Raw genomic sequence first — 25,011 nt, 5'->3', positions numbered from 1 at the left:
TATTGCAGGGGCTTTATCAGGGTAAAAAATTGCACTAATCCAAAAATTCCAGTGTAAATTCTAGAAAGTGCTATAGCTCAGCCCAATCGCATAAGTCGGACCGTATTCTTCGTACTGACCATTAAACCCAGACGTGTGAACATAGTAAGGCTCATCCGTGAGGTTAACCCCAGTAAAAGTGAGTTGAAGGCCATTATCAAAGCGGTAGCGGGCCGACAAATCCAATTGCAAATGGTCTTCTTCGTAGCGGTCATTGACCTCATTTTCAAGGTCTACTTCCAGCAGGCGTTCACTGCGGAAAGCTGCTGACAGGCGCATACTAAAGGCATCGCGTTCATAGCCTACAATAAAGTTGCCGACAAAATCCGCCTGGGAAGGCATAGATATTTTGTCACTGCGATCACTGCTATTGAGACCCAGATCAGCTTCTGAATCGGTTAATGTTGCATTAGCCCTGAGTAAGAACCCATTTTCAAAACCTTGGGTCCAGGCCAGTTCGGCACCGCTGATACGGGCGTTGTCTCCGTTAATCGGTTGCCATACTTCAGCATCATCAACCGCTAAATTCCCTACAAAACGGGTAAAATCGGTATTACTGGAAACCTCAGACATAACAATAAAGTTATCGATACTCTTATGGAAAAGTCCCACAGAGAACATACCCAGGTCGTCCGCATAGTATTCGGCAGATAGGTCGATATTGCGGGATTCATAAGGGTCTAATTCTGGATTTCCAGCTTCAACCTCCAGTTCCCCATCATCGTATTCAATTTTGGCCGGAGAGGGGTTCAAATAGCCAAATGATGGACGCGATAAGGACTCCGAATAAGCTGCACGGAGAACAACATTATCGTTGTAATCAAACTTGTAATTAATACTGGGGAAGAAATTGTCGTAGTCCCGCTCGTAGTTAACCTCAGTGGCATAAACCCCTTCTGAAATTAAATCGGCACCCGGCAGGGGCTCTTCCGACTCTGCCACATTCACTCCTTCAGCAGTAAATTCGGTGCGCTCATAGCGAACCCCAAAAACCAGCTGGGAGCGATCCAACTCAATAGAATTCATCACATACAAGGCCGTGATGTCTTCATTCATTGCGTAGTCACGGGCGGATGCCAAAGCGGTCTCCGTCTCATCTATGTCAAAATCACTGAGGTTAGCATTGATAAAACTATTCAGGCTTCCAACATTGACGCCAGGTCCAAATGCATCCAAACCATAATCGATACTATTGCGAGAAAAGTCCGCCAGAGTGTAATCCCCACCAAACCCTTCATATACAGTCGCATTTAAGTCACCAGCCTTTTCTCGCTGACGCTCATGTAATCCGAATTTAACTACTGAAGGATTGCCAGCCCAATCAATTTCTCTACTGATATCAATACGGAAGCTAATTTCTTCATCTTCAGTAAAGTTATCTTCAATGACCAACTCATCGAGTTGATAACTGGCCGGGTCCAATACTGCTTCAACATCCTCACTTCCCACCGCCATACGGGGAGTATCACCAGCTTCAACATACCCCAAACGCAAGGAGTCCAAGACAAAATCGGTATCGCGTCGATTGGGTTCAGATTCCTCTGCATGGGAATATCCCAAGGCATAGGACAATCCCCATTGCTCAAAATTATGCTCGCCACCAAATACCGCAGAAATAATTTCCTGTTCTTCCAGGCGGTCCTTCAGGGACTTCTCCAACGCGGCCTCTTCCCATTCTGCCGAGTTGGCTGAAATAGTCTCCGGCTCATCGCGCTCATCATCGAGTTTCCAGGAATTGCGCTGGCGAATTTCCTGATCAGAAAAATCGGAGTACAAGCTGTGGAGATAGATACTGGAGTCACTGCCCAGGTCCAGGTCGAAGTTGGCAGCAACGCCTGTGCGCTCCCTGGTAATGCTGTAATCTCGATGTTCTATTTCGGTCGCGCCCTTAGCGACAGAGCCATCTTCAGCCGTCAGCTCTTCCCAGCTACCGTCAGTCTCAATATTATCTGAGCCAAAATCCCGCTCCTGATGACTTAATGCCAGGGCCACCCCAAGACGGCGCTCGCCAGCAAGTTCAAAAATATTTGTCATTGTCGCAGCCACTTTGGGGCTGTACTCTTCCTGCAGCTCACTGTAACTATTCTCTACGCTGAACTTGTAGCGATTGCTGTCATAATCCAGGGCATTCAGACTTTTGATCTCAATGGCACCGCCAATAGAATCTGCGCTCATATCTGGCGTAAGCGTTTTAAACACCTCCAAACTCGCCAATAAGTCCGATGGAATAACGTCCAGGGCTACCGCCCGAGTGTTTGTTTCCGGTGCCGGCAGGCTCACTCCGTTAATTGTCGCCGCATTCAAATTTGGGTCTATACCCCGAACCCCGACAAAACGACCTTCGCCCTGATCCCTTGCAATAAATACCCCCGGCATCCTCTGTAACGCTTCCGTGACATTGGCATCGGGGAGTTCACCGATCGCATCAGATGTTTGCACCGCTACGACTTTATTGGCATCGCGCTGCCGATCCAAATCGCTGCGCGCATTACTCGCCTGAGCAGTAACTGTCACAGTTTCCATAGCCTGGTCATTCTCTGCGACAGTATTCGCGCTAATGATGGCAGTCGCCAGAGCCGCCAATGGCATTCCCAGTAACCGCAAGCCTGAAGTTCTGTATTTCATTGCGTCCCACTCCCACTTTGCCGGTGGCTTATTGAATTGGACGCAGACTAGAAGGCCGCTATGAACTTTACGTGACATTTTTTTTAAGCTTGTCATCACATAGTCAATTAGTACTGCGACGATAGATGTAAGCCCTGCTATTTACACAGATATCAATCGCCTTAAAAAGAACCATCAAGGCAATTAACAGTAAAAAGCGTCATATACTGAAGCCAAATATGGAGCAGTCATGAACGAAAGCCCCACAAACCCAGCACGCCGGTCTCTTTTTAAAGTCCTGGGTGGTGTAACCGCCACCGGTGCTGTAAGCAGCTTACTACCCGGCTGTAGTGGGAGTGAAAAGCCCACACACAACTCCCTCACCTTTAAAGAAATTCCCCATGGCCTGGATTACCAACACCATCTACCAGAGGGTTATAAATCCACGGTTCTGCTAAGGTGGGGAGACCCTCTACATAAAGAGGAAACATCTTTTCAGCCTGAAGAACTTAGCGCCAGCGGCCAGGAACAGCGATTCGGTTACAACAACGATTTTATTGCTTTTATGCCCTTGGCAGTGGGGACCAGTTCTACCCAGGGGTACCTGCATATACAAAGCAAAAATAGTGATCGCGGGCTTTTATGTGTCAACCACGAATACACCCAGCCCCATCTAATGTTCCCCGGTTATAACGACGAATACAGTGCCACCAGAGGAGTGAGTGCCGAGCATGTGGCCATTGAACAGGCCGCCTGCGGACACTCCATCGTGGAAATTCGAAGAAGTAAACAGGGCTGGAAAGTAGTGGCTGACAGTCCCTATAACCGGCGGATAACTTCTACGACGCCAATGGAAATCACTGGCCCCGCCGCAGGCGACGAACGTTTGAAGACCCACCAAGATCCCAGCGGAACCCAGGTCCTCGGTACCATAGGTAACTGTGCAGGAGGAAAAACCCCATGGGGAACCGTATTAATTGCTGAAGAGGGGTTTGGTGGCGCTTTTCAGGGAGACCCAAAAAAGCTCGAAGATTCCCTGGAGATCGAAAACCATCAACTTTTTGGTATAAAACCGGAAAATCGCAACTGGGGTGACCACGACCGCCGATTTGATATTCAGGTAGAACCCCATGAGCCCAACCGATTCGGCTGGATGGTGGAGTTTGACCCCTATAACCCCCAATCAAAACCGCGCAAACTGACCAGTTTTGGGCGTTTTGAGCACGAAGGCTTTACCCTGGTCTGTAAACCGGGACAACCGATCGTTGCTTACGGCGGCGATGATGATGAACATCAATTTGTCTATCGCTATGTATCCCAAGATAACTATCAGCCCGAAGATCCCGATACAAACCGAAAGCTACTCGTTAATGGCACGCTCTATGCCGCGCGCTTTGCCGACGATGGCAGTGGCGAATGGCTGCCGCTGATATATGGCCAGGGCCCACTGACCGCAGAGAATGGTTTTCGCAATCAAGCAGATGTAATGATTGATGCGCGCCGCGCAGCCGCGCTATTGGGAGCCACGCCAATGGATCGGCCGGAGGACGTGGAGACTAACCCCCACAATGATTGCACCTATGTAATGCTGACCAAAAACAAGAAGCGCAGCGATACCGATGCCGCCAACCCCCGCGCCCGCAATACTGCCGGCCATGTATTGGAAATAGCGCCCCCCGGGAAGAAGGGAAACCGCGACCACACAAGCGCACAATTTCAGTGGCAGCAATTTCTACTTGGCGGAAATCCCAATGCTGAAAACCCCGCTGAAAGGGGCGCCTATGGACAGCAGTCCCCTTACGATATCTCTGAGCACGGCTGGTTTGCCAATCCCGATAACGTCGCTTTCGATCCCAGGGGCAATATGTGGATTGCTACCGATGGCTGTGAGCGCTTTGGGTTCCACGATGGACTTTGGGCAATGGCTACTGAGGGGCCTTTGCGAGCGGCACCCAAGCATTTCTTTGGCTGCCCGCAAGGGGCTGAAGTATGCGGGCCGGAATTTACTCCCGATGGAAAAACCCTGTTTATTGCCGTGCAACATCCGGCCGATTCGCGCAACTCCACTTATGACCAACCCCTGCACCGCTGGCCAGATAATAATCCCCTGTTACCGCCTCGGCCATCAGTACTGGCCATTTACCGTGAGGACGACCAAATAGTCGGTAGCTAGGCAATTGATATGACAAACCGGGGACCCTGCTAAAATTTTAATCTAAAGCAGTTTTTGGCCTCTCCCCCCGCCTATAGGCAGGTTGTCAGAGGCCTATAAGCCGAGGTCCCTATGATATCGAGGTGTGCAACCCTTATACGCCGCCTTACCGCTGTGCTGGCAACCGCCAGTTTTATCCTTGCCGCCACACCGGGAACTGCCCAGGTACCAGAAAATCCTGTAAATCTCCGGGGCAGCGGCGCCAGTTTCCCCTACCCAATCTATGTCGAGTGGTTTCGACAGTTCACCCATCGGGAAAACAATATATTTATTTTCTACGAGATGAGCAGTAGCGGTGACGGCATCAGGGACTTTCTCGGTCATACAGTTGACTTTGCCGCCTCAGATGCCGCTATTGAGATCGATGAGTTACGCAAGCTGAAAGGCGGTGGCGTGGTACTACCGGTTACTGCTGGGGAAGTCGTACTGGTATTTAACCTCCCTGGAATCGACAAGCTCAAACTGTCCAGGGAAGCTTATGTGGGGATTTTCCTCGGAGAAATAACTCACTGGGATGACCCCAAGATCGCAGCTGCAAATCCCGATATCAAGTTGCCCAGAGATGAGATTACCGTTGTCACCCGCTCTGAAAGCTCGGGTACCTCATATATCTTTTCTGGACATATGAGTAGCGTGAGCCAAGATTTTCGCGAAAAAATTGGTTTGGACAGAACTCCCAGTTGGCCAAAGTTGCCCAGATTTAAAAGAGCACCGGGCAATCAAGGCGTAGCCGCTAAGGTCCGCAAGAAAGTCGGGGCCATCGGCTATGTCGAACACGGATTTGCCCAACTGGTAAACCTGCCTGTGGCTTTACTGGAAAACCGAGCGGGCAATTATATTGCCGCCGGCCCCAAGAGCGGGGCAGAGGCACTATCAGAGGTTGAGTTTCCAAAAGCATCACTACCGATTAGCGGTGCCCCCAACCTTATTGCCTGGATCTGGGACCCCAAGGGAGAAACCGCCTATCCCATTACCAGCTTTTCCTGGCTGTTGCTCTACGCAGACCAGGATGATCAAAAAGCACAAGCATTGCGGCAAATGCTGGTCTTTATGTTGAGCAACGCATCCCAAAGCCAGGCCGGAAGCTTGGGCCTGGTGCCCCTTCCGGAGAATATACGTCAAAAAGTACTCAATGCCGTTACCTACGTACGCTAATTTACGTAGCTTCAGCGCACTCCACAATACGATTACGTCCAGCGCGTTTGGCCTGATACAACGCAGAGTCTGCCCGTCGCATTAGCTCCAGGATGTTTTCTCGCCCCTGAAGGCGGGCGATGCCAATACTTGCGGTAAACTGGGCTTGCCCAACTGCACTTTTAATCACGATTTTAGCGATATCCCGGTGTATACGATTGGCAACCTTCATAGCTCCTTCGACATTGGAGCTGAGTACTAGCGCGAATTCCTCCCCACCAATACGCCCGAAGATATCCACATCCCGCACGTGTTGAGAAATTACTCGAGAAGTCGCACAGAGTGCCTGATCGCCGATTAAGTGGCCATGAATATCATTAACAGATTTAAAATTGTCGATATCCAGCATTAATACACACAATGGCATTTGGTTATTAATTGCCACAGCCACCAGATTACTGGCCTCTTCGAAAAAGCAGCGGCGATTAAAAATACCTGTTAGCGGGTCTGTGCGCGCCTCTTCTTCAGCCTTGGATTTAGCGTATTCCAATTCCTGTGTGCGAAGTTTTACCTGTTGCTCCAGCTCGGTTCTCGAGGCTTCCAGGTGTAGTAGATACCTTTTTTCTGCAGTCTCTTTTTGTTGCCTTAAACGTTTTACCAGTAATCCGATAGCTATCATTATTGCCAACATCTCAACAAAAGAGGCAACCGGGGGCCAATAATAATTAATTGGATTGTGCACCACATAACCGAGATCCCTCATCGCCTGCACCAAAAGCCCCAACACCAAAACGCCCCAGGCTAAAGCAAAAACGGCCGCAGAAGTATCCCCCTGCCGCCAACGTACCAGTGCGACAACAACAACGCCAGGATAGAAAAACAGAGCGAGCATCATAGAGATGTGCCCCAGAGCCTCCCACTGCAGTACAACGCAAATAACCAGGAATAAACCGTTGAGTAAAATTAATTTTAAAAAGTAATCCAGTCTTGGCGTGTACTTTGCCGTTTCAAGAAAGTATCGGGCAAAAAGAATTCCGGTCAGGATCGCCACAGCACTACTAATCGATTGATAGCGCCAATCAAATTGCTCTTGGAGCAAATATTGATGGGTATATCCCAGTAAAGACCCCCACACCCAAATTTTCGTTACAGAATATAAAGAGTATAAATATAGGATATTCTTACGCGCAGCAATAGCACCAATCAGCGCAAGAATGGCCATCAAAAAATAACCACCAAAAAGAAATGACGTTAAAATGGCCTCAGCCTTACTCCTCTCTTCAAGTTGTTCAGGTCTCCAAATACGCATACTGGGAAAGGCAACACCCAAAACTCCAACATCAAATTTAACCATCATTTCCTTTGATGCGAAGGGGGGGATTTTAAGTGGGAACGCAAAACGATGATGCTTGATTTTTCGACTGGAAAAAGGCTGGTTCGCAGACAGACTTGCCAGTTCAGTGTAAGGCTGACTGCCGCCCTGAATCCTAGAAAAGGCCGTCAGCCCATCGAGCTGGTTATCCACATATTCAATTGAGACATAAACTGTTTCTCTACTGGAATTTTTTAATATGAAGTGAGACCAGAAGGCTCCGGATTTAAGCCCGGTAGATCCGGCAGTTCCCAAGGGAAGGAAAAGTTTATTTTTGTAAGCTTTTTCAGCTTCAACAATGTTTCCAAACCCCGCTGGGTCATGCCAAATTGCATTTAGGCCACTCGGTTTACTTCCTCCATCCAACGAGGTGACATCCACAACCGTATGGGGGTAGCTGGGCATAGAAAGAAGTATGGCAAACATCAGCACTGCACAACAAACCAAACGGTTGTGCCATTTAGAGCCACCCTTTTGAGTCCACAGTTCAAATTCACCAATTGTTTTTTTCATTCTTACTATGTAGATACGCAACAATTTCCGTCTTCATAAAGACCAAATCAGTCATAATGGATACTGACTTCCAAAGTGAATTGATAATGCTTGTTGTATTTCAGAGAAATAGCTTCCATACAAGAAAGTCATCAATTCATACTTACATAAAATAGCTATGTATGAATTCTATAAGTCCGCACCTGTACAAAAAACACACTAATAAGGACTTTAAATTATCAGGTACAACTTTTTTCTACTCCCCCTATTTGGCAGTTTCACTCTTCATTTATCAAGCGCTTAAGTAATGTGTTTTATGCCTTTTAGCTTGAAATAAGGGTAAACAGGCTGTTACGCCGTCTTACACCTTGGGACTAAGTCTTAAAATCAGGTATTAAGTAGGAGAGACAAAGAATACAAAATCTTAAATACGCCAAAGAGAAAGTTTCTGTTAACGATTACATTTGACTACCCACATCGAATTTAAATATTGTCCCTAGAACGCTAAATTTAGAAATTGTTGCTGATCCGGGGATCTCATCGTTGTTTACCAATCAGTACATACGGAAAATATGCCACTCTTAGATATTAAGGAGCCTCTAAAGAACTGCTGAATACAATTGGGCTTATCTCACAACACAAGCATTGAACCCTCCCTTAGACCAAACAATGAACCATTAGTCACTCCTGAAGCAGGTTACTGATATAAGGAGCCCGGTGAAGTTCAGTGCAACTGAAAAGCTATCAAAAGCTAGCCCTACCAAACTAGACGCCACGATGTCGTCTACAATATCTAGGACCATCACTTGATCTTCTTCCTGAGTAGAGCAGTTACTCCCCCTCTGGTATTTAGCGACAGGTTGCTTATCAGTCAGCATAATTCCAGGACAGTTGTTGCTCTACCACTTATGTCAAAGCCTCTTGAACTGTATTGGAGATACTTATGTTTAATAATGTTGGCTGGCTTGTGGAGGCGAAAATAAAGAACGGACAGGAGCAGGCCTTTAGGTCAATTGTTGATGAAATGGTAGAGGTAGTCTCGCAGCAAGAAGCGGGGACATTGAATTATCAGTACTATATTTCTGATAGCGGAGAAATTATTGTATACGAGCATTTCAAGGATGTAAGTGCCGCACATAAACATGTGGACACCTGGGAGAATTATTCAGAGCGCTGGCTCAAGACGGCAGAACCCACTCGCGTCATCTATTTAGGCGATCTTCCCAAGGATCTTCAGGCACGCCATGCAGGCCTAACCCCCCAGCAGTATCACACCTATGCAGGATTCGAACGCAGCCATTAATAAACTGGATATAAAAATTGTACTAAGGAGCCTCTGAATAACTCCGTAATGCCTCTGCGGGTCTTGAAGGCTGCAGGTGTTAGGCGCAACTCGCCGTGAATGGCCGTAAGCCCTTTGCAAGAGCGGCAACGCAGCAGCTGTGGCCTTCAAGGCCCGCCCTTCGGGGCTTGCAGAGCGATTCACACTCCGCGTTGCGACTTCTTGAAAGTGTTGTGGTCAACTCCAACCGGACACTTCTTCAAGCACATTTCTCAAATTCGATAGGGGCTAGGTCTCCCAGTGTTGTGTGTATTCTGCGTGAGTTGTAATAAGCAATATAGGCTCTTACATCCGCTACCGCATCCTCCCTTGTCGGATAAAGGTTTCCTGTTACCCACTCCCGCTTCAGGCTGCTGAAGAAACGTTCAGTCGGTGCGTTGTCCCAACAATTTCCCTTACGGCTCATTGAACACACCATCCCATGCTGACTCAATAACGTTTGGTAGGTATGGCTGGCATACTGACTGCCACGATCAGAGTGATGCAGGAGACCTTTTGGGGGCGAACGCAAATTGACAGCCATCATCAACGCACGAGTTACCAGGGCCGTTTCCATCTTCCGATCTAGATGCCAACCAATAATCCGGCGCGAATAGAGATCAATCACTACCGCCAAGTACAACCAGCCCTGCGAAGTCCAAATATATGTAATATCAGTCGTCCAAACTTGATTTTTAGCACTCGGTGAGAACTCCCTATTCAGAAGGTTCTCTGCGACCGGTAGGTGATGTTTACTGTCTGTCGTTATTGTAAATCGCTTCTTACGCTTTACTGCCAAGCCTAGCTTTTTCATGAGCTTGCGGACTCGATAGCGCCCGACTTCAAAACCTTCTTTACGTAACAGCTTCATTAACCGACGACTTCCGAGGCTCTGTCTAGATTCTGCAAATAGGGCCTTCAAACGATGGCATAGTTGCCATGTTTGAGCATCTATTGAGCTATTACCACGGCAACACCAATCGTAATAGCCAGTCTTACTTACCTGCATTACCCGGCAGAGCACCCTAACAGGAAAGCTGCCTTGCTGTTTTTCAATAAAGCTGTACTTTATTTCATTTCTTTCGCAAAGAAGGCGCTGGCCTTTTTTAGGATTTCTTTCTCCATCCGCAACTGCTTATTTTCACGTCGTAATCGCTCTAATTCTGCGCGCTCACCTACATCCAACCTTACACCGTCTTCTTCCTGCTTCAGTTCCTTTATCCAGCGTCGCAGGTTATTGGCTGTTGTTCCTACAGCCTCTGCTGCTTTAGAAATTGAATACCCTTGCTCAGAGACTAGCGCTACGGCGTCTTTCTTAAATTCCGGCTTGAAATACCGGCGTGTACCTTTTGTTGTCATACTTCACCTCGCTTGGTAGTTTTACCATCTTAGCGAAGTGTCCGGAAGGATTAGACCACTACAAAGGTCTAGACATTCCTGCGAAGCCGCGCCTTGATTGAGAACCGCTCTGCATGCCAGAGGTATCACGGAGTTATTCAGAGGCTCCCTAATTCTTATGATGATAGTATTGTAATTAGGAGAGCGAATTTTAATTCTTTGCTTTCCAAACGGTTAGTTCTAGCAATAAATTATAAATACTATCCCTATAAATCTAAACCATGTCATAAAGCGCTTTTATCACTAATACCAAGCCACACAAAAACATTACCAATAGAGTGTATTTCCTAAATTTTTTAAAGCTGACCTGATTCAATCTCCTTTTAGCGAGGGTTACACCAATAATCCCCCCAAGCCCAGCCGCCACACCATAGAATGCCAACTCTAGGGATACCGCCGAGAATGTAATATAAGTTCCCAGCTTTACAAGCTGCATTAACAGCCCATTAAAGGCCTTAGTGGCTATCAGGGATTCTTTCTCGAGACCATAATTCAGCAAGAAAGGGTTCTTAAGGGGACCCATTGCCCCAATAAGACCGGAAGCAAAAGCGGTCACCAATCCCAGAGGTAAAAAATAGGGAAGTGACATGGGAAAAGATCTTTCCCTATGGCCAAAGCGATACTGAAGTATCGTGGACATTAAAAAAAGCCCAACCACTATTTGTATCCACTCTGGGGACATCTGTGTATAGGAATATGCACCTAGCAATGCCCCGACTAAGCTTCCCGGAGTAAGCCAGCGTACTACCCGCCAATCAATATAGGACCAGAAAACCAGTGCCCGGTAGGGCGAAGCCAGGCACTTGGCAATGGTTACCGTTGGTGCAACCAGGTGTGGGCCAACGATAAAGCTAATCACTGGAACAAGCAGCAGTGCCCCGCCCCCGGCCGCAAGCGTACTGATATACCAAATCAAGACGCCAAAAATCAGCAGCAATAGCTCTATCATTTTACCGCTTCAGAAGTCATCAAAATCACAGTGAATAAAGTAGAAATTCAGGCTTGGGCGCAATTCCAACACTCTCTTCACTAGAAGAAACGCAGCCTTAGCTCAACCAGTATAAAACCAAATGCCAGGAGCTAAATTGAAAAGAACTGCTGAATCCCGACAAGTACATTGGTTGTTGCCACTGAGGCCAGGATCAGCCCCATAACTCGACTTACGATACTGGCCCCGGCATCACCAATAAATCGATATATCCAATTGGCGGTCAACAACAGTATTATCACTATCGCTAACACCGCTACCATGGCGGATGCCGTACTCAGCTGATGGATCAGATCAAATCGATGGTTATCCGTAAGAACCACAGCCGCGAGCATGGCTCCGGGTGAGGCAATGGAGGGCACCGCAAGAGGGAAAATCGCTGTCTCATGCCCCTCACGGATGATTTCTATCTCCTGCTCTGGCTTGCTCTCACCAAATATCATGGTTAAGGCAAACAGGAACAGGACGACGCCTCCAGCTACCTGAAATGCAGAAAGGGGCACGCCAATCGCCTCGAGGAAGAATTGCCCTGCGACCAAAAAGAACAACAAGATCCCGGTTGCGACGAGTACTGCCAGCCAGGCTATCCTGCGCTTTTGCCACTCTGCATGTCGTGAAGTGACGGCGATAAACACTGGCAGAGTACCCACCGGGTCAATCACAGCAAAGAAAAAGACAAAGCTACTGATCCAATCGTTCAATTGGGACTCCGACGTGCCGTGCTACTATCCGCTTAAAGAGCCCCAGGCAGTATGGGCAGGACCGGAGCGAGGTGTGCTTAGGGGGTCCAACGCCGTTATCTACGGTAACTGCTGGCGCAAGCGTAACTTGTAACTTAGAAAAAAAGTCTAGTGCATGACGAATCACTCACCGACCGCCCGACGCATCGCTAAAACCATCCTCAATGGTTTTGACGCCTATTTCGCAGACTATCAGAACATCACTTTGGGCGCCAAGGCCCGTTTTGAAACCGCCTCCTGGCAAGCGGCACACGAGGCCAATAAAGCCCGGATCGATCTGTACAAAACCAAGGTCACCCAAGTGGTGGACCTGGTCCATTCGGTAACCAGCAAGGACACCAGCCAGCTGGAGCTGTGGCGTGATGCCCGCGCCACTTATGCACAGCTGATTGCCAATCACAGCAATTATGAGATCGCCGAGACCTTTTTTAACTCGGTGTTTTGCAGCCAGTTTCATCACACCAACATTCACGACAGCAATATCTTCGTCAAGCCGTCCCGAGCACCGGAAGACAAGCCGCTACGGGATTACAGCATCTACATCAGTTACAGCGGCCGCCACGGCCTCGAGTGTATGATCGAAGATATTCTCAAGGATTTCAGCTTCTCCACGCCCTGGGAGAATATGGAGCGCGACATTGCCCATATCTGCGAATCCCTGCGCAGCGCCCCCCTGGCCAATGTGGACAACGAGAAACACTTGCGGGTGGATATGCTGGAGTCTGTTTTCTACCGTAACAAAGCGGCCTATCTGGTGGGGCGCATTATCCTGAACGGCGAAGTTATCCCCATGATCCTGCCCTGCCTAAACAACGGGCGCGGCGGTATTTTTGTGGACACCCTTATCTACAATAACGACTCCGCCAGTATCATTTTCAGTTTTACCCGTTCCTACTTTATGGTGGATGCGCCAATCCCCTCCCGCTTTGTGCGCTTCCTGTCCACTATTATGCCGCTCAAGGAGAAGTCTGAGCTTTACAACTCTATCGGCTTCCACAAACACGGTAAGACCGAGTTCTACCGCCATATCCTCGCCCATATGAAGGTCAGTAACGACAAGTTTGTTATTGCACCAGGCATTAAAGGGATGGTGATGAGCGTATTCACATTGCCCTCCTACCCGGTGGTATTTAAAGTCATTAAAGATGAGTTCGACCAGCCGAAAACTGTCACCGAGAAGATCGTAAAAGAAAAGTACAAGTTCGTATCCCGCTCTGACCGGGTCGGCCGTATGGCTGACACCCAGGAGTACTCTTACTTTATTTTCTACCGCAATCGCTTCAGTGAAGAGTTGATCAAAGAACTGCAAGAAGTGGCGCCATCAAAACTGATCATTGATGAGAAGCGGGTCATCATCAAACATCTATATGTAGAGCGGCGTATGGAACCGCTTAACCTCTACCTGCAACACGCCAATGAAGAGCAAACTAGAGAAGCCATGGAAGAATATGGCAATGCCATCAAACAGCTGGCGGCCGCAAATATCTTCCCAGGCGACATGTTGCTGAAAAACTTTGGGGTTACCCGTCACGGGCGGGTAGTCTTCTACGATTACGATGAGCTCTGCCCATTGACGGAATGTAACTTCCGCAAGATTCCCGAAGCTCACACCTCTGAGCAGGAGCTAGCCGACAAGCCCTGGTATACCGTCGCAGAAGCCGACGTTTTCCCGGAAGAATTCCGCCTGTTCTTCTCTGGCAATCCCACCGCGCGCGCTGCATTCGAAAAGCAGCACGGCGATTTATACAACTATCGCTTCTGGAAACTCTTACAAGATCGTATTCGCGCCGGACATGTGGAGAGTGCTTTCCCCTATCGACGCAAGTGGCGTTTCCCGCGCCGCTCCCATAACCGTGCACAACAAAAGTAGACGACCAATCTATGACTATATTGGTAGGAGGACTTTTCCAAGGGAGCGGATAATCCGTGCATATTTTTCGCTGGGCTCTAGTTGCCGCAACTGTTTCCCTGCTGACGACCAGCGGTTGCGGCTATTTCCCCAGCGAGATGTCCATCCCCGGTAAGCTTCCGCCGGCAAAGCGCCCACCACCTTACGCACGAATCACAGGAAAACCCCACGTGGTTAGCTGCGCAACCCCCGCCCGGGGGTTTCCAACCCTGTCCTTTGATGAAGTGTTTACTTTTACCGAAAATCCGCGACAACCATTCGTAGAGTCATACGGCCTCCCCCAACAGTTCGACGTGATTGCCTATGTCTGGGGCGCGGAAAGGTGTACGCCAGCAGCCTTCTGTAACTATGGAGATTATTACCAGCTGCTGGGGCGTGGACCCAGAGGCGACTTTGCGACCTGGATCTCAACACCACAATATCCCCGTATTACGATTCAATCCCCCTGCGGCCAGCGGCTGAAGGTGGGGCAGGGCTATCGTTTTTCATTTAGTGATGGACAACTGGTGGGATTTAGCCCCAACTAAAGAAAAGAGTTGCCTCTAGCGTGATAGACAGTATTTGAGACATGCGGTGAAGTTACCCGGTTAGGCCTGTAAAGCATCTATGCCCATACACTCTTGGGCACCGTACAATTCCCTTCTGCCTTTTTAGTACCTCTGGGAATGCTTCTTCAAGTAGCGGTAGATAGCGTCCTGAGCCCGACAGCCCCTACTCCCTTCATTTGCCAACCTGGTGTTGGTTTGACCGGCATCAATTAAGCGGGCCTTCTGATTATCATGCCACTGTAATTCCATGATCTTCTTAATGGTTCGGAGGTGTCGAGAATTGGTTACCGGATAAGTGACTTCGATCCGCTGATCCAGACAGCGGTTTTTCAGGTTTGCAGAGGACATCCACATCAGTTCATCGCCACCATTATGAAACACATAAATCCTTGCGTGCTCAAGAAACTTATCCACCAAACTGATCACCTTAATATTGTCGGATAATCCAGGGGTGTCGCACACCAAAGAGCACTCACCACGAACGAGTAATCGAATCTCTACTCCCGCAGCGCTCGCCCGATAAAGATGGGCAATCAGTTTGCTGTCTATCAGGCTGTTGCACTTAAAGAATATGCCAGCTTTACGCCCAGCGAGGGCCGCCTCTATTTCCCTGTCTATGGCTTGCTCAAAGGAACTTCTCAATGAGAAAGGAGAAACGATAATATGCTTGAAAACCTGTTTTGTATTGGGGAATCGCATAAATTCAAACAAGTTATAGATGTCGCGACCCACTCCCTGATCATTAGTCAACACACTGAAATCACAGTAGACACGAGCAGTACTCTCGTTAAAATTTCCTGTTCCCAACTGGGTATAAAAACGATTCTTTCCCTGCTCACGGCGGACTACAGAAATTAACTTCGCATGAACCTCCATTTCAGGAACGCCGTAAACAACCAACACTCCCGCTTCTATTAATTTACGGGACCAATAAATATTGGCTTTTTCATCAAAACTCGCCCGCAATTCAACAACCGCAATTACTTTTTTATTATTTCTAGCCGCATTAATTAACGCCGCGATTACCCTTGAGTTTTTCGCCATTCGATACAAGGTAATACGTATCTCTTTTACCTGCGGGTCAATAGAGGCCGAAGCAAGGAAATTTGTTATTGCCCAAAAGTCATGGTACGGATAACAGAACAATCCATCATCGTCTTGCAATTGGTCAAAAATATTTTCACTGGTGGATAAAGACAAGAGCGGTGCCGGCCTTCTATACCGACAACTTTTGGAGTCCGGGGCAAAGCCCATAAGATCTTTGGAGTTGTGATAACGCCCACCAGGGGTATAACTATCCCTGGACCCCATCTTCAGCTTTTTCTTAATCAGCTCCAACAGTGTATTAGGCATTTCCATGTCGTAAGCAAGACGTACCGGCTCTGCACGCTTACGCTGTTTGAGTGACCGTTCAACACGTTCGAGAATATCCCGGTTGACATACTCTCCCAGTTCAATATCTGCATCCCGACTTATCTTGAACATATATGCCTTGGCAGAAAGAATAGGCAGAACATTGCGGAAGACTTCTTCCAGGCACACTCGAATAATATTATCCAGAACGATGTAAACTTTCTCTTTCCTGCCTTGGCGCGATGGGATTTCCAGGAAGCGGGGAAGAATAGCAGTGGGAATCTCCATAACTGCATATCTGCTTGGCTCCCCTTTTAAATTCAAAGTGATAGCGAAATAGATATTGTTGTCACTCAGCAATGGCATTGCTGATCTGCCATCGATAAAAAAAGGCTCTAACTCCGGTAAAACCAGGCTATGGAAATAATTTTTTACAAATCCCAACTGATGGCTATTTAAGCTATCTTCTCGAACAAGATAAATACTATGTTTTTTCAACCCCGATAACACTTTGACATAAGCTTCGGCATAGCGCTTTTCAAGTGTCAAAATACGATCATTAATAGTTTTCAATAGCTGGGAAAAGTGCTCCCTCTGCCCCACACCAGAATCAACACTCGCCAACCTCCGTACACCAGCCACCTTAATGCGGAAAAATTCATCCATATTCTGGGAGAAAATTCCGAGAAAGTGTACCCGTTCGATAGCTGGGACTGTTTCATCCTCGGCTTCCTGTAGTACTCGCTCATTAAAAGATAGCCAGCTTAATTCGCTGGGAAATAGAGGAATATCATTCAGCATAGATAGAGCACTTCACCAACGCATCTACTATTAATCACCAAAATCCAGATGCCAGCCTCCCTAAATCCGCCCTACTAGTACAGAGCTTAAAATCTGGCTAACTATAAAATAATAGAACAAGGTGACAGCGTATTTTTGGATTAACTCCTTGTGATATCGGCTCTAAAACCTACAGTAGAGTTTCTATCTTGGTAGCGGGATCAATAAATAGAGAAAAGATGCACTCTATCAAGAGTGAAGCCTAAACTGGGTAGAATAATGATGTTAACAGTGCAAATGGTATTTGTGACCCCACAGACAAACTGAAGGGTCACCTTTTAATCTAGGGGAGGTCTGCAGCCCATTATTGGCGATCTATACTACTCCGCCTCACGCTGCTTTAAAAAGCGATAGATGGCATCCTGGGATCGACAACCTTTTCGTCCCTCATTAGCCAACTTGGAATTTGTTTGCTTGGCATCAATCAGCCGCGCCTTCTGATTATCACTCCACTGCAATTCCATAATTTTGCGAACTGTAGCCTGGTGCTCCGGATTCATAAGCGGGAAAGTGACTTCAACTCGCTGATCCAGGTTTCGTTTCATCAGGTCCGCCGAAGACAACCACATCAGCTCATCACCACCATTGTGAAAAATATAGACCCGGGCATGCTCCAGGTACTTATCTACCAAACTGATAATACGAATGTTGTCTGATACGCCCGGAGTTTCACAAACCAATGCACACATCCCACGAACGATAATACGAATTTTTACACCTGCGGCACTGGCACGATACAGCTGCTCAATAATCTGACTATCCACAAGGTTATTACACTTGAAAAATAGCGCCGCTTCCTTCCCTGCCTGGGCGGCATCAATTTCACGATCTATCGCTGCAGTAATCGCATCCCGATAGAAAAAAGGTGAAGTGATAATACGTTTAAAAGAAGGGCGCTTACGCGGTGCCTGCATAAACTCAAATACATTGTACACGTCCCTACCCAGCTCCTGGTTATTGGTCAATAAGCTAAAATCACAATAGACCTTCGCTGTATTCTCATTAAAGTTACCGGTGCCTAGATGGCTGTAGAAACGGTCTTTGCCATCCTCGCGGCGAAGCACAGAAATTAACTTGCAATGTACTTTGAGATTGGGCATGCCATACACTACATTCACCCCGGCATCGCTCAACTCATGGGACCAATGGATATTGGCCTTTTCATCAAAGCGCGCCCGCAACTCCACCACCGCAGTCACTTTTTTGTTATTGCGAACCGCATTTACCAGAGCCGCAACTACTCGGGAGTTCTTTGCTACCCGGTAGAGATTAATCCGAATTTCTTTTACCTGAGGATCTAGTGCGGCAGATGCCAGGAAATTGACAATCGCATGGAAGTCATAATAGGGATAATAATAAAGCCGATCCCCTGCGCATAGCTGTGAAAATACACTTTCATTTTTCGGTAAGGCTGGCAGTGGTGTGAGGCGCTTATAGCGAAGTCGGGCGGATTCTCCCGGAAATTTCATCAGATCTTTAGAATTGTGATAACGCCCACCGGGGGTATAGGTATCATAACGCCCCATTTTCAGTTTCTTCTTTACCAACTCCAGTAAAGCCTCAGGCATATCACCATCGTATGCCATACGCACCGGATCTGCGCGTTTTCTCTTTTTTAGTGAGCGCTCCATTCGGTCGAGAATATTCTGGGTTACCTCTTCACTTAACTCCAACTCAGCATCGCGACTGATCTTAAAGGTATAGGCGCTGGCTTTAGCGATAGGCACCACATGGCGAAATATTTCTTTAAGGCATCCCCGGATAATATTATCGAGAACGATGTAGACTTTCTCCCGCTTCCCCTTCCGTGGAGGAATCTCCACAAAGCGGGGAAGTGTATCCGTAGGAATCTCCATTGCCACATAGCGCTCGGTACCATCATCCAATTCAAGTGCTATCGCAAAATAGATACTGGTTTCATTAATCAAAGGCATGGGCTTGCGCCCATCGATAAAGAATGGCTCCAACTCCGGCAGCACTTCCCGATGAAAATAACTTTCTACAAACTGGCGCTGGTTATCGCTAAGCGAAGTCTCCCTAACCACATGGATATCATGCTTTGCCAGATCCTTTAAAGCTTTGTTATAGGCCTTCGCATAGCGCAACTGTAACCTCAACACTCGATTGTTAATCGATTGCAATAGATTACTGTAGTATTCCTTCTTTTCTCCGCCAACGGAAAATGCTGCTAAACGACGTACCGCTGCAACATGCACACGGAAAAACTCATCCAGGTTATTAGAGAAGATTCCCAAAAAATGTACGCGCTCAATAACAGGCACACTTTCATCTTCCACCTCCTGTAAAACACGCTCGTTAAATGAAAGCCAGCTCAACTCTTTGGGAAATAGAGGCACATCGTTAGACATTGCAAAACCATAAAACGCACCCAGTATCTGACGGCAGTTTAAAAATCCAGATTATTCTGGAAGCAGCCTTAACACGGGGCTGAGGGTCAAGATTAAGTAAAGAAATATGCCACTGAAATGTGGCTGTGAGCAAGCGCCTATAGCAATATAACGATCTAGTATGGCTTCACAGTTTTCTGCCACACTGTTTCAGTCCATAAATTGGCACAAATAAATAAAAAATATCTTTTATTTATAAAAGATATTTAATAATTTTGTAACACTTTTATAGGTGGCGCCTTTTTGGTGCGCTGTAAATTGACTGCACCCACTATTGGACTGAAAAGTGGCAAAATGAATAATAGAGCGTCCGACTCCATACATTAGCGCTTTCAACGGGATATTGATGCAAGCTCCAAACGAACGCTATGCCGCCCTAGATTTGGGCTCAAACAGTTTTCATCTGCTCCTGGCAGAATTTCGCGATCAGCGCATGGTACGCCTGCACACAGACAGAGCCATGGTGCGCTTGGCCGAGGGGCTGGATATTAACCACCACTTGGACCCGACAGTAACCGAACGGGCCCTGGCCGCTCTGCAGCGCTTTCAACCTGTGATGGATAAACTGCCTCTCGACCATGTGCGTGTTGTGGGTACAAATACACTGCGCATGGCTGCGGCCAATGCCGATGGTTTTTTGGAAGAAGTGGAATCAATACTCGGAGTGCCGGTGGAAATTATCAGCGGTATCGAGGAGGCCCGCCTGATCTTCACCGGGGTTCTCGCCGCCGCCAATGGCCCCCCTCGCTTGCGCTGCATTATTGATATTGGCGGTGGCTCCACGGAGCTGGTTCGCGGTGGTGATACTCCACAGCAACTGGAAAGCCTGGATATAGGCTGTGTTTCCTACAGTAAACGTTTCTTTGCTGATGGCCTGATCAGCCGCAATACCGTAAACCACTTCCAGCGCGCGCGGCGAGCGGCGCGGGCCGAATTGCAGGAGCTACAGCATATTGCCGAAGGCGCGGAAGTTACCGGTTGCTCCGGGACTATCAAAGCGGTTGCCAGGATTTGCAATGATGGCGAAGTAAAGGCGATCAAGCGCGGGGATATCGATCAGCTTGCGCACCGGGTTTCCTCCGCCAAACATATCGCGGACCTGGATTTACCCTACCTGGATGAAGAGCGTCGCCCAGTCTTCGCTGCCGGCCTGGCGATACTGCATGCAATATTCTGCGAACTCGACATTATGCGTATGGAAGTCTCCCCCTATGCAATCCGCGAGGGCATAGTGCACGACTTGGCCGGGCGCTTGCACGGCGGGGATCGACGTGCAGATACGATTGCCGCCATGGTAGAGCGCTGGCAGGTAGATACCAACCAGGCTAAACGTGTCAGTTCCACCTCACTCAAGCTCCTGCAGCAGTTGCGCCCCCAGTACCCACCAGAAGGCAAGGTGCGACTGCACTGGGCTATCCAGTTGCACGAAACCGGCCTGGCCCTAACCCACAGTAGCTTCCGCAAGCTGGGGGCCTATATGGTTAAACACGCCGATATGGCCGGATTTGCCAAAAGTGAACAGGAGCACCTGGCCTATCTGGTGCACAACCAACGGGGAAGAATCAAACCGCCACGGGAGCACTATGGCTTCCACCCCAGCCCAGACCTTCTGTTATGCCTGCGCCTCGGATGTATTATTCACCGGGACCGCACCGAACGCAGCCTGGACGGCTTAAAGCTATATGACCAGGGAGACGCCTATCACCTGGAAGCCGATCAACAGTGGCTGGAGGATAGCCCGGCAATTGCAGAATTGTTGGAGCAAGAAGAGCAACACTGGCGCTCACAAAATCGGCCCCTACAGATAACGGCAGTATAAGAGCCAGGGGCCCCTGTGAGCCACTCTGAACACTGGCGTTTTACGCAAATATTCACCCTACAATCAAAAGCTATGAAACTGAGCGAAGTCACTCTCGAACACCACTATGCGGATATGGGGGAAGCCTTTGGCACCCCCATAGCACCCACTCCTTTCCGCCACCCCAAGGTAATCGATACCAACCCTTCTGTGCTGCAACTATTGGGAATAGATCCCAACGAGAAATCTGACCCCGCCTGGGCCGAGCTGGGCTGCGGCGCCCGCCTGTTTAAGGGAAGCCGCCCATTTGCAATGAAATACACCGGTCACCAGTTCGGGGTCTACAACCCGGACCTGGGGGATGGGCGAGCACTGCTATTGGGTGAAATCGAGAGTGAAGGCCGGCGCTGGGAACTGCATTTAAAGGGTGCAGGAAAAACGCCCTACTCCCGCTTTGGTGATGGCCGCGCAGTATTGCGCTCCACCATACGGGAGTACCTCGCCAGTGAGGCACTCTACGGCCTCGGTATTCCCAGCACCCGGGCACTGTGCATTGTTGGAAGCGATGAACCAGTCACCCGAGAGAAAATCGAAACCGGGGCCATGCTGATCCGAGTGGCGGAGAGCCACGTGCGTTTCGGTCACTTTGAATACCTGTTTTACACCAAGCAACTGGAGGCCCTACAGGAGTTGATCGGGGTTATTTGCCGACGCTTTATACCGGGTACAGAGGGTATGGCAGTGGGAGAGCAAGCTGAAGCACTGCTGCGCTTTACCACCCGCCGCAGTGCAGAGCTAGTTGCAGCCTGGCAGTCCGTAGGCTTTGCCCACGGCGTGCTCAACACCGACAACATGTCGATTATTGGCGACACCTTTGACTACGGGCCCTACGCCTTCCTGGACGACTACGACCCCACTTTTATCTGCAATCACTCCGACCACACCGGCCGCTACGCCTTTGAGCAACAGCCCGGTGTCGTACTGTGGAACCTGAATGCTCTCGCCCATGCACTGTCGGCCTTTGTCGGTGTAGACGCCCTGCGCGAATGCCTGGAGCAATTCCAGCCGGTGGTAAGCGAGGCCTATGCGCAACGTATGCGGGCCAAACTGGGCCTGGAAAAAGAAGAGGACGGCGACCAAGCCCTCTGCTCGGAACTGCTGAAGCTGCTACAACACGGCCAGGCCGACTACAGCCTGTTTTTCCGCGCCCTGGCCCACTACCGGGGGGAGCGTCCGGCCAGCGCTTTGCACGAGTTACTCAAACCCACTCACCACAGCGCCCTGGATCAGTGGCTTGAGCACTATGATCGCCGCCTCACCCGGGAAACAAATAACTCCCGAGAGCGCAATTTGGCCATGCTGTCAGTCAACCCGAAATACATTCTGCGCAACTATTTGGCACAGAAGGTCATCGAGGCTGCTGAAGATGGCGACTATCATCCTTTGCGGACTCTGCGCCAGTTACTGCAATCCCCTTTCGCCGAGCACCCGGAGCGAGAAGTCTGGGCCAGTGCACCGCCAGAATCCGGCAAGCGTATCCCCTTGAGCTGTTCCTCTTAAAGGTGCCTTTGGGTAACACACAAAGGTCCCGAAATTGGGACAAATAGAGAGAAAAGGCAGGGATATGTGGCCAAATGCTACTTTTTGACTGTTAGATTTTACCTGATGACGACTAGCCCACTGCCCTCGCAGGTGACTTGATGTAATATCCGGGTCACCCTACTTTACATAGGAAAATAAGTGATGATTAGAAACCTGCTTCTGGCCACCTTTGGCCTGCTGTTCGCCCTGCAGGCCAGTGCTGCAGATATCCTGGGCAACTGGCGCACTATCGATGACGAGACCGGAGAGACAAAGTCCATCGTCAACATCTATGAAAAGGATGGGAAGTATTACGGCAAGGTAGTGGATCTTCTGATGAAGCCTAACGACACCGTTTGCGACAAGTGCCCAGGCGACCTGAAAGGTAAGCCCATTGTCGGCATGGATGTCATCAGCGGGCTGGAAAAGAAAGGGAAAAAATACGAGGACGGGGAAATTCTCGACCCGGTAAAAGGCAAGGTTTACGACCTGAAAGTCTGGCTGGAGGATGACAACACCCTTAAGCTGCGCGGCTACCTGGGCTTCCTCTACCGCACCCAAACTTGGCACCGAGTTCAATAAGCAACTAGGTGCAGCTCTCGGGCCCGAATTCTTTCGGGCCCAGAAACCTCTCTCTCAAGCCCAGTTAAAGCACCACCCTGCCGCTTTCACCGCTCGTTGCACGGGCCGACACCACTTTATCGTCTTCACTGGTATCAATTCGTACCTTGGCGCTCATACCTGCGCGCAGAGGCGGAGAATCCTTGAGAGGGTAAAGACGCAGGCGCACTGGCACCCGCTGCACGACTTTCTCCCACTTGCCACTGGCATTCTGCGGCGGTGTGGAAGCAAACTCACTGCCACTGGCGGGACTCATACTGTCCACCTGGGCCTGCCACTCAAAATCCGGGTAGGCATCCAGGGTCACTTCCGCCTGTTGGCCCGTGCGCACACGGCCCAGCTCGGTCTCTTTCAGGTTGGCCTCCACCCAAAGGCCAGTGGAACCAATCATTTGCAGCAGGTTAATGCCCAAGGTGGCCATCTCCCCCACCTTAGGTACGGTATTCGCAATAGTGCCATCCACTGGAGCAATAATGCGCGTGCGCGATAATTGGTAGCGGGCGGTATCCAGTTGCGCTTGAGCAACTTTTAAATCTGCCTGCTCTTCCAGGGCAATGCTCGGGTCGCCCCCCAATTCAGCGCGCAAGCTGGAGAGCTTCTCTGCATTAATCGTGATCTGGGCACGAGCGCGCTCCAGCTGCTGGCGGGCGCTGTCCAGCTCCGCCTCGGAAAACGCCACCTTGCTCAGTTTTTCATTGCGCTCCAATTGGCGGCGGTAAAAGTCCGCATCTTTGCGTGCCTGCTGCAACGCAGCATCTGCTTCAGCATATTCCGAACGACGAGCGAGCAATTCGTTGCGCACCTGGGCCAGGCGCGCCTCCGCCTCAGTCACCGCCAGTTCGAAGGCCGTGCGGTCGATCTGAATCAATAATTGCCCTTTCTCCACTACCTGGTTGGCACTCACCAGCACCTGAGTGACAACACCACTAACCTCAGGCGCCAGGGAAATCTTGTCCGCTTTCACGTAAGCGTTCTCTGTCTCGACAATATCGCTACCGCGCAACAGGTTCCATCCCCCTATCAGGACGGCCAGTACCAGGAAAAAGGAGAGTGCGAACTCTCTTTGTCCGGCGCGGTCTAGCTTAATAGACAGCTTTTCAGTCACATTCAATCTCTTCACGTGTCAAATTCTTGCGCAACCGCAATAGCAGCGACTGCAATTGATCCATCTCTGTGGCGGAAAAGCCCGCCAGTGCCTCACTGCGGGTCTGCTGGGCTACACCGCCCAGTAACTCGAGGGCCGGCATTGCCTGCTCCGTCAGATAAATACGGAAACAGCGCCGGTCCTCGGGATCGGGCCTCCGCTCCACCAGCCCCTCCTGCTGGAGGTTATCCAGCTGGCGCGCCAGACTGATCGGCGCTAGGTCCAGGCGCTCGGCCAACTCTGCCTGTTTAAGGCCCTCCTCGCGCAGTAGATGCCAAAGCACCTGCCAGCGGGATCCACTCAGCCCGTGGTCCTTGGCTCTGCGGTCAAAGTTTCGCCGCAGCAGCCGTGCTGCACTGTGTAGTTCAAAACTCATTTCAGTAACGGCATCTTCCCTGGACATATCTGCTCTCCTTGTCTAAGGCCGCTCATTATAAGCCTGCTTATTATTTCATCAATGTGCGAGTTATCAATATCCCAAAACCTCATTAAAAAAGGCGGTCACTAGG

17 protein-coding genes are annotated in these 25,011 nt (G+C 49.3%); 8 read left to right on the top strand and 9 right to left on the bottom strand.

Annotated features, from left to right (window positions below):
• Positions 1-60: 60 nt before the first annotated feature.
• The gene (locus ACJJI5_RS04210) at positions 61-2,664 is read right to left on the bottom strand and encodes a TonB-dependent receptor (protein ID WP_445355597.1); all 2,604 of its coding nucleotides are present in this window, start codon (positions 2,662-2,664) and stop codon (positions 61-63) included.
• 229 nt (positions 2,665-2,893) lie between these two features.
• Between ACJJI5_RS04210 and ACJJI5_RS04205 the strand changes: the two genes are divergently transcribed.
• A complete protein-coding gene (locus tag ACJJI5_RS04205; protein ID WP_445355596.1) occupies positions 2,894-4,816 on the top strand; it encodes a PhoX family protein in 1,923 nt (640 codons plus the stop codon).
• A 111-nt stretch (positions 4,817-4,927) separates the two neighbouring features.
• A complete protein-coding gene (gene pstS / locus ACJJI5_RS04200) occupies positions 4,928-6,010 on the top strand; it encodes a phosphate ABC transporter substrate-binding protein PstS (RefSeq protein ID WP_445355595.1) in 1,083 nt (360 codons plus the stop codon).
• Position 6,011: 1 nt separating this feature from the next.
• Here the strand turns inward: pstS and ACJJI5_RS04195 are convergent, their stop codons facing one another.
• Positions 6,012-7,874, bottom strand: a complete 1,863-nt coding sequence (locus tag ACJJI5_RS04195) for a diguanylate cyclase (RefSeq protein ID WP_445355594.1) — start codon at positions 7,872-7,874, stop codon at positions 6,012-6,014.
• Between the two features lie 922 nt (positions 7,875-8,796).
• On the opposite strand from ACJJI5_RS04195, the gene ACJJI5_RS04190 reads away from it, so the two are divergent.
• Entirely contained in the window at positions 8,797-9,156 is a 360-nt protein-coding gene (locus ACJJI5_RS04190) for a putative quinol monooxygenase (RefSeq protein WP_445355593.1), read from the top strand.
• Positions 9,157-9,394: 238 nt separating this feature from the next.
• On the opposite strand, the gene ACJJI5_RS04185 is transcribed toward ACJJI5_RS04190, so the two are convergent.
• From ACJJI5_RS04185 to ACJJI5_RS04175, 3 genes are all read right to left on the bottom strand, one after another.
• Positions 9,395-10,533, bottom strand: a protein-coding gene (locus ACJJI5_RS04185) for an IS3 family transposase (protein WP_445354143.1) whose coding sequence is annotated in 2 segments (ribosomal slippage) — positions 9,395-10,284 and positions 10,284-10,533 — 1,140 coding nt in all. Because the reading frame shifts where the segments join, the coding sequence is not laid out codon by codon here.
• A 253-nt stretch (positions 10,534-10,786) separates the two neighbouring features.
• Positions 10,787-11,521, bottom strand: a complete 735-nt coding sequence (locus ACJJI5_RS04180; RefSeq protein ID WP_445355592.1) for a sulfite exporter TauE/SafE family protein — start codon at positions 11,519-11,521, stop codon at positions 10,787-10,789.
• 131 nt (positions 11,522-11,652) lie between these two features.
• Complete coding sequence (locus ACJJI5_RS04175) at positions 11,653-12,261, bottom strand: MarC family protein (RefSeq protein WP_445355591.1); 609 nt, start codon at positions 12,259-12,261, stop codon at positions 11,653-11,655.
• A 154-nt stretch (positions 12,262-12,415) separates the two neighbouring features.
• Here ACJJI5_RS04175 and aceK point away from each other — a divergent pair, with 154 nt between their 5' ends.
• Together aceK and ACJJI5_RS04165 are read left to right on the top strand one after the other, a co-directional pair.
• The gene (aceK, locus tag ACJJI5_RS04170; protein ID WP_444907180.1) at positions 12,416-14,170 is read left to right on the top strand and encodes a bifunctional isocitrate dehydrogenase kinase/phosphatase; all 1,755 of its coding nucleotides are present in this window, start codon (positions 12,416-12,418) and stop codon (positions 14,168-14,170) included.
• A gap of 56 nt (positions 14,171-14,226) precedes the next feature.
• Positions 14,227-14,736 carry a hypothetical protein gene (locus tag ACJJI5_RS04165; protein ID WP_444907179.1) on the top strand — a complete coding sequence of 170 codons (510 nt, stop codon included), beginning with the start codon at positions 14,227-14,229 and terminating at the stop codon, positions 14,734-14,736.
• 123 nt (positions 14,737-14,859) lie between these two features.
• Here ACJJI5_RS04165 and ppk1 (ACJJI5_RS04160) read toward each other — a convergent pair whose 3' ends face one another.
• Both ppk1 (ACJJI5_RS04160) and ppk1 (ACJJI5_RS04155) read right to left on the bottom strand, forming a co-directional pair.
• Complete coding sequence (ppk1, locus tag ACJJI5_RS04160) at positions 14,860-16,911, bottom strand: polyphosphate kinase 1 (protein ID WP_445355590.1); 2,052 nt, start codon at positions 16,909-16,911, stop codon at positions 14,860-14,862.
• Positions 16,912-17,270: 359 nt separating this feature from the next.
• On the bottom strand, positions 17,271-19,319 hold the full coding sequence (gene ppk1 / locus ACJJI5_RS04155) for a polyphosphate kinase 1 (RefSeq protein ID WP_445355589.1): 2,049 nt from the start codon (positions 19,317-19,319) through the stop codon (positions 17,271-17,273).
• 385 nt (positions 19,320-19,704) lie between these two features.
• On the opposite strand from ppk1 (ACJJI5_RS04155), the gene ACJJI5_RS04150 reads away from it, so the two are divergent.
• From ACJJI5_RS04150 to ACJJI5_RS04140, 3 genes are all read left to right on the top strand, one after another.
• Positions 19,705-21,177, top strand: coding sequence for a Ppx/GppA phosphatase family protein (locus tag ACJJI5_RS04150; protein ID WP_444926008.1), 1,473 nt, complete (start codon positions 19,705-19,707; stop codon positions 21,175-21,177).
• Positions 21,178-21,192: 15 nt separating this feature from the next.
• Positions 21,193-22,716: a protein adenylyltransferase SelO gene (locus tag ACJJI5_RS04145; RefSeq protein WP_445355588.1), complete on the top strand. Its 1,524-nt coding sequence runs from the start codon at positions 21,193-21,195 to the stop codon at positions 22,714-22,716.
• A gap of 183 nt (positions 22,717-22,899) precedes the next feature.
• Complete coding sequence (locus ACJJI5_RS04140; RefSeq protein WP_108734638.1) at positions 22,900-23,319, top strand: DUF2147 domain-containing protein; 420 nt, start codon at positions 22,900-22,902, stop codon at positions 23,317-23,319.
• 64 nt (positions 23,320-23,383) lie between these two features.
• Here the strand turns inward: ACJJI5_RS04140 and ACJJI5_RS04135 are convergent, their stop codons facing one another.
• Together ACJJI5_RS04135 and ACJJI5_RS04130 are read right to left on the bottom strand one after the other, a co-directional pair.
• Positions 23,384-24,463, bottom strand: a complete 1,080-nt coding sequence (locus tag ACJJI5_RS04135) for an HlyD family secretion protein (RefSeq protein WP_282931136.1) — start codon at positions 24,461-24,463, stop codon at positions 23,384-23,386.
• Positions 24,456-24,905, bottom strand: a complete 450-nt coding sequence (locus ACJJI5_RS04130; RefSeq protein ID WP_445355587.1) for a MarR family winged helix-turn-helix transcriptional regulator — start codon at positions 24,903-24,905, stop codon at positions 24,456-24,458. Before ACJJI5_RS04130 ends, ACJJI5_RS04135 begins: the two co-directional genes overlap by 8 nt.
• Positions 24,906-25,011: the final 106 nt, after the last annotated feature.

It is taken from the genome of Microbulbifer maximicatervae (SeqCode) (assembly GCF_052467955.1).
Note: the sequence above shows the minus strand (reverse complement) of the source record. Positions and strands in the feature narration are given on the sequence as shown.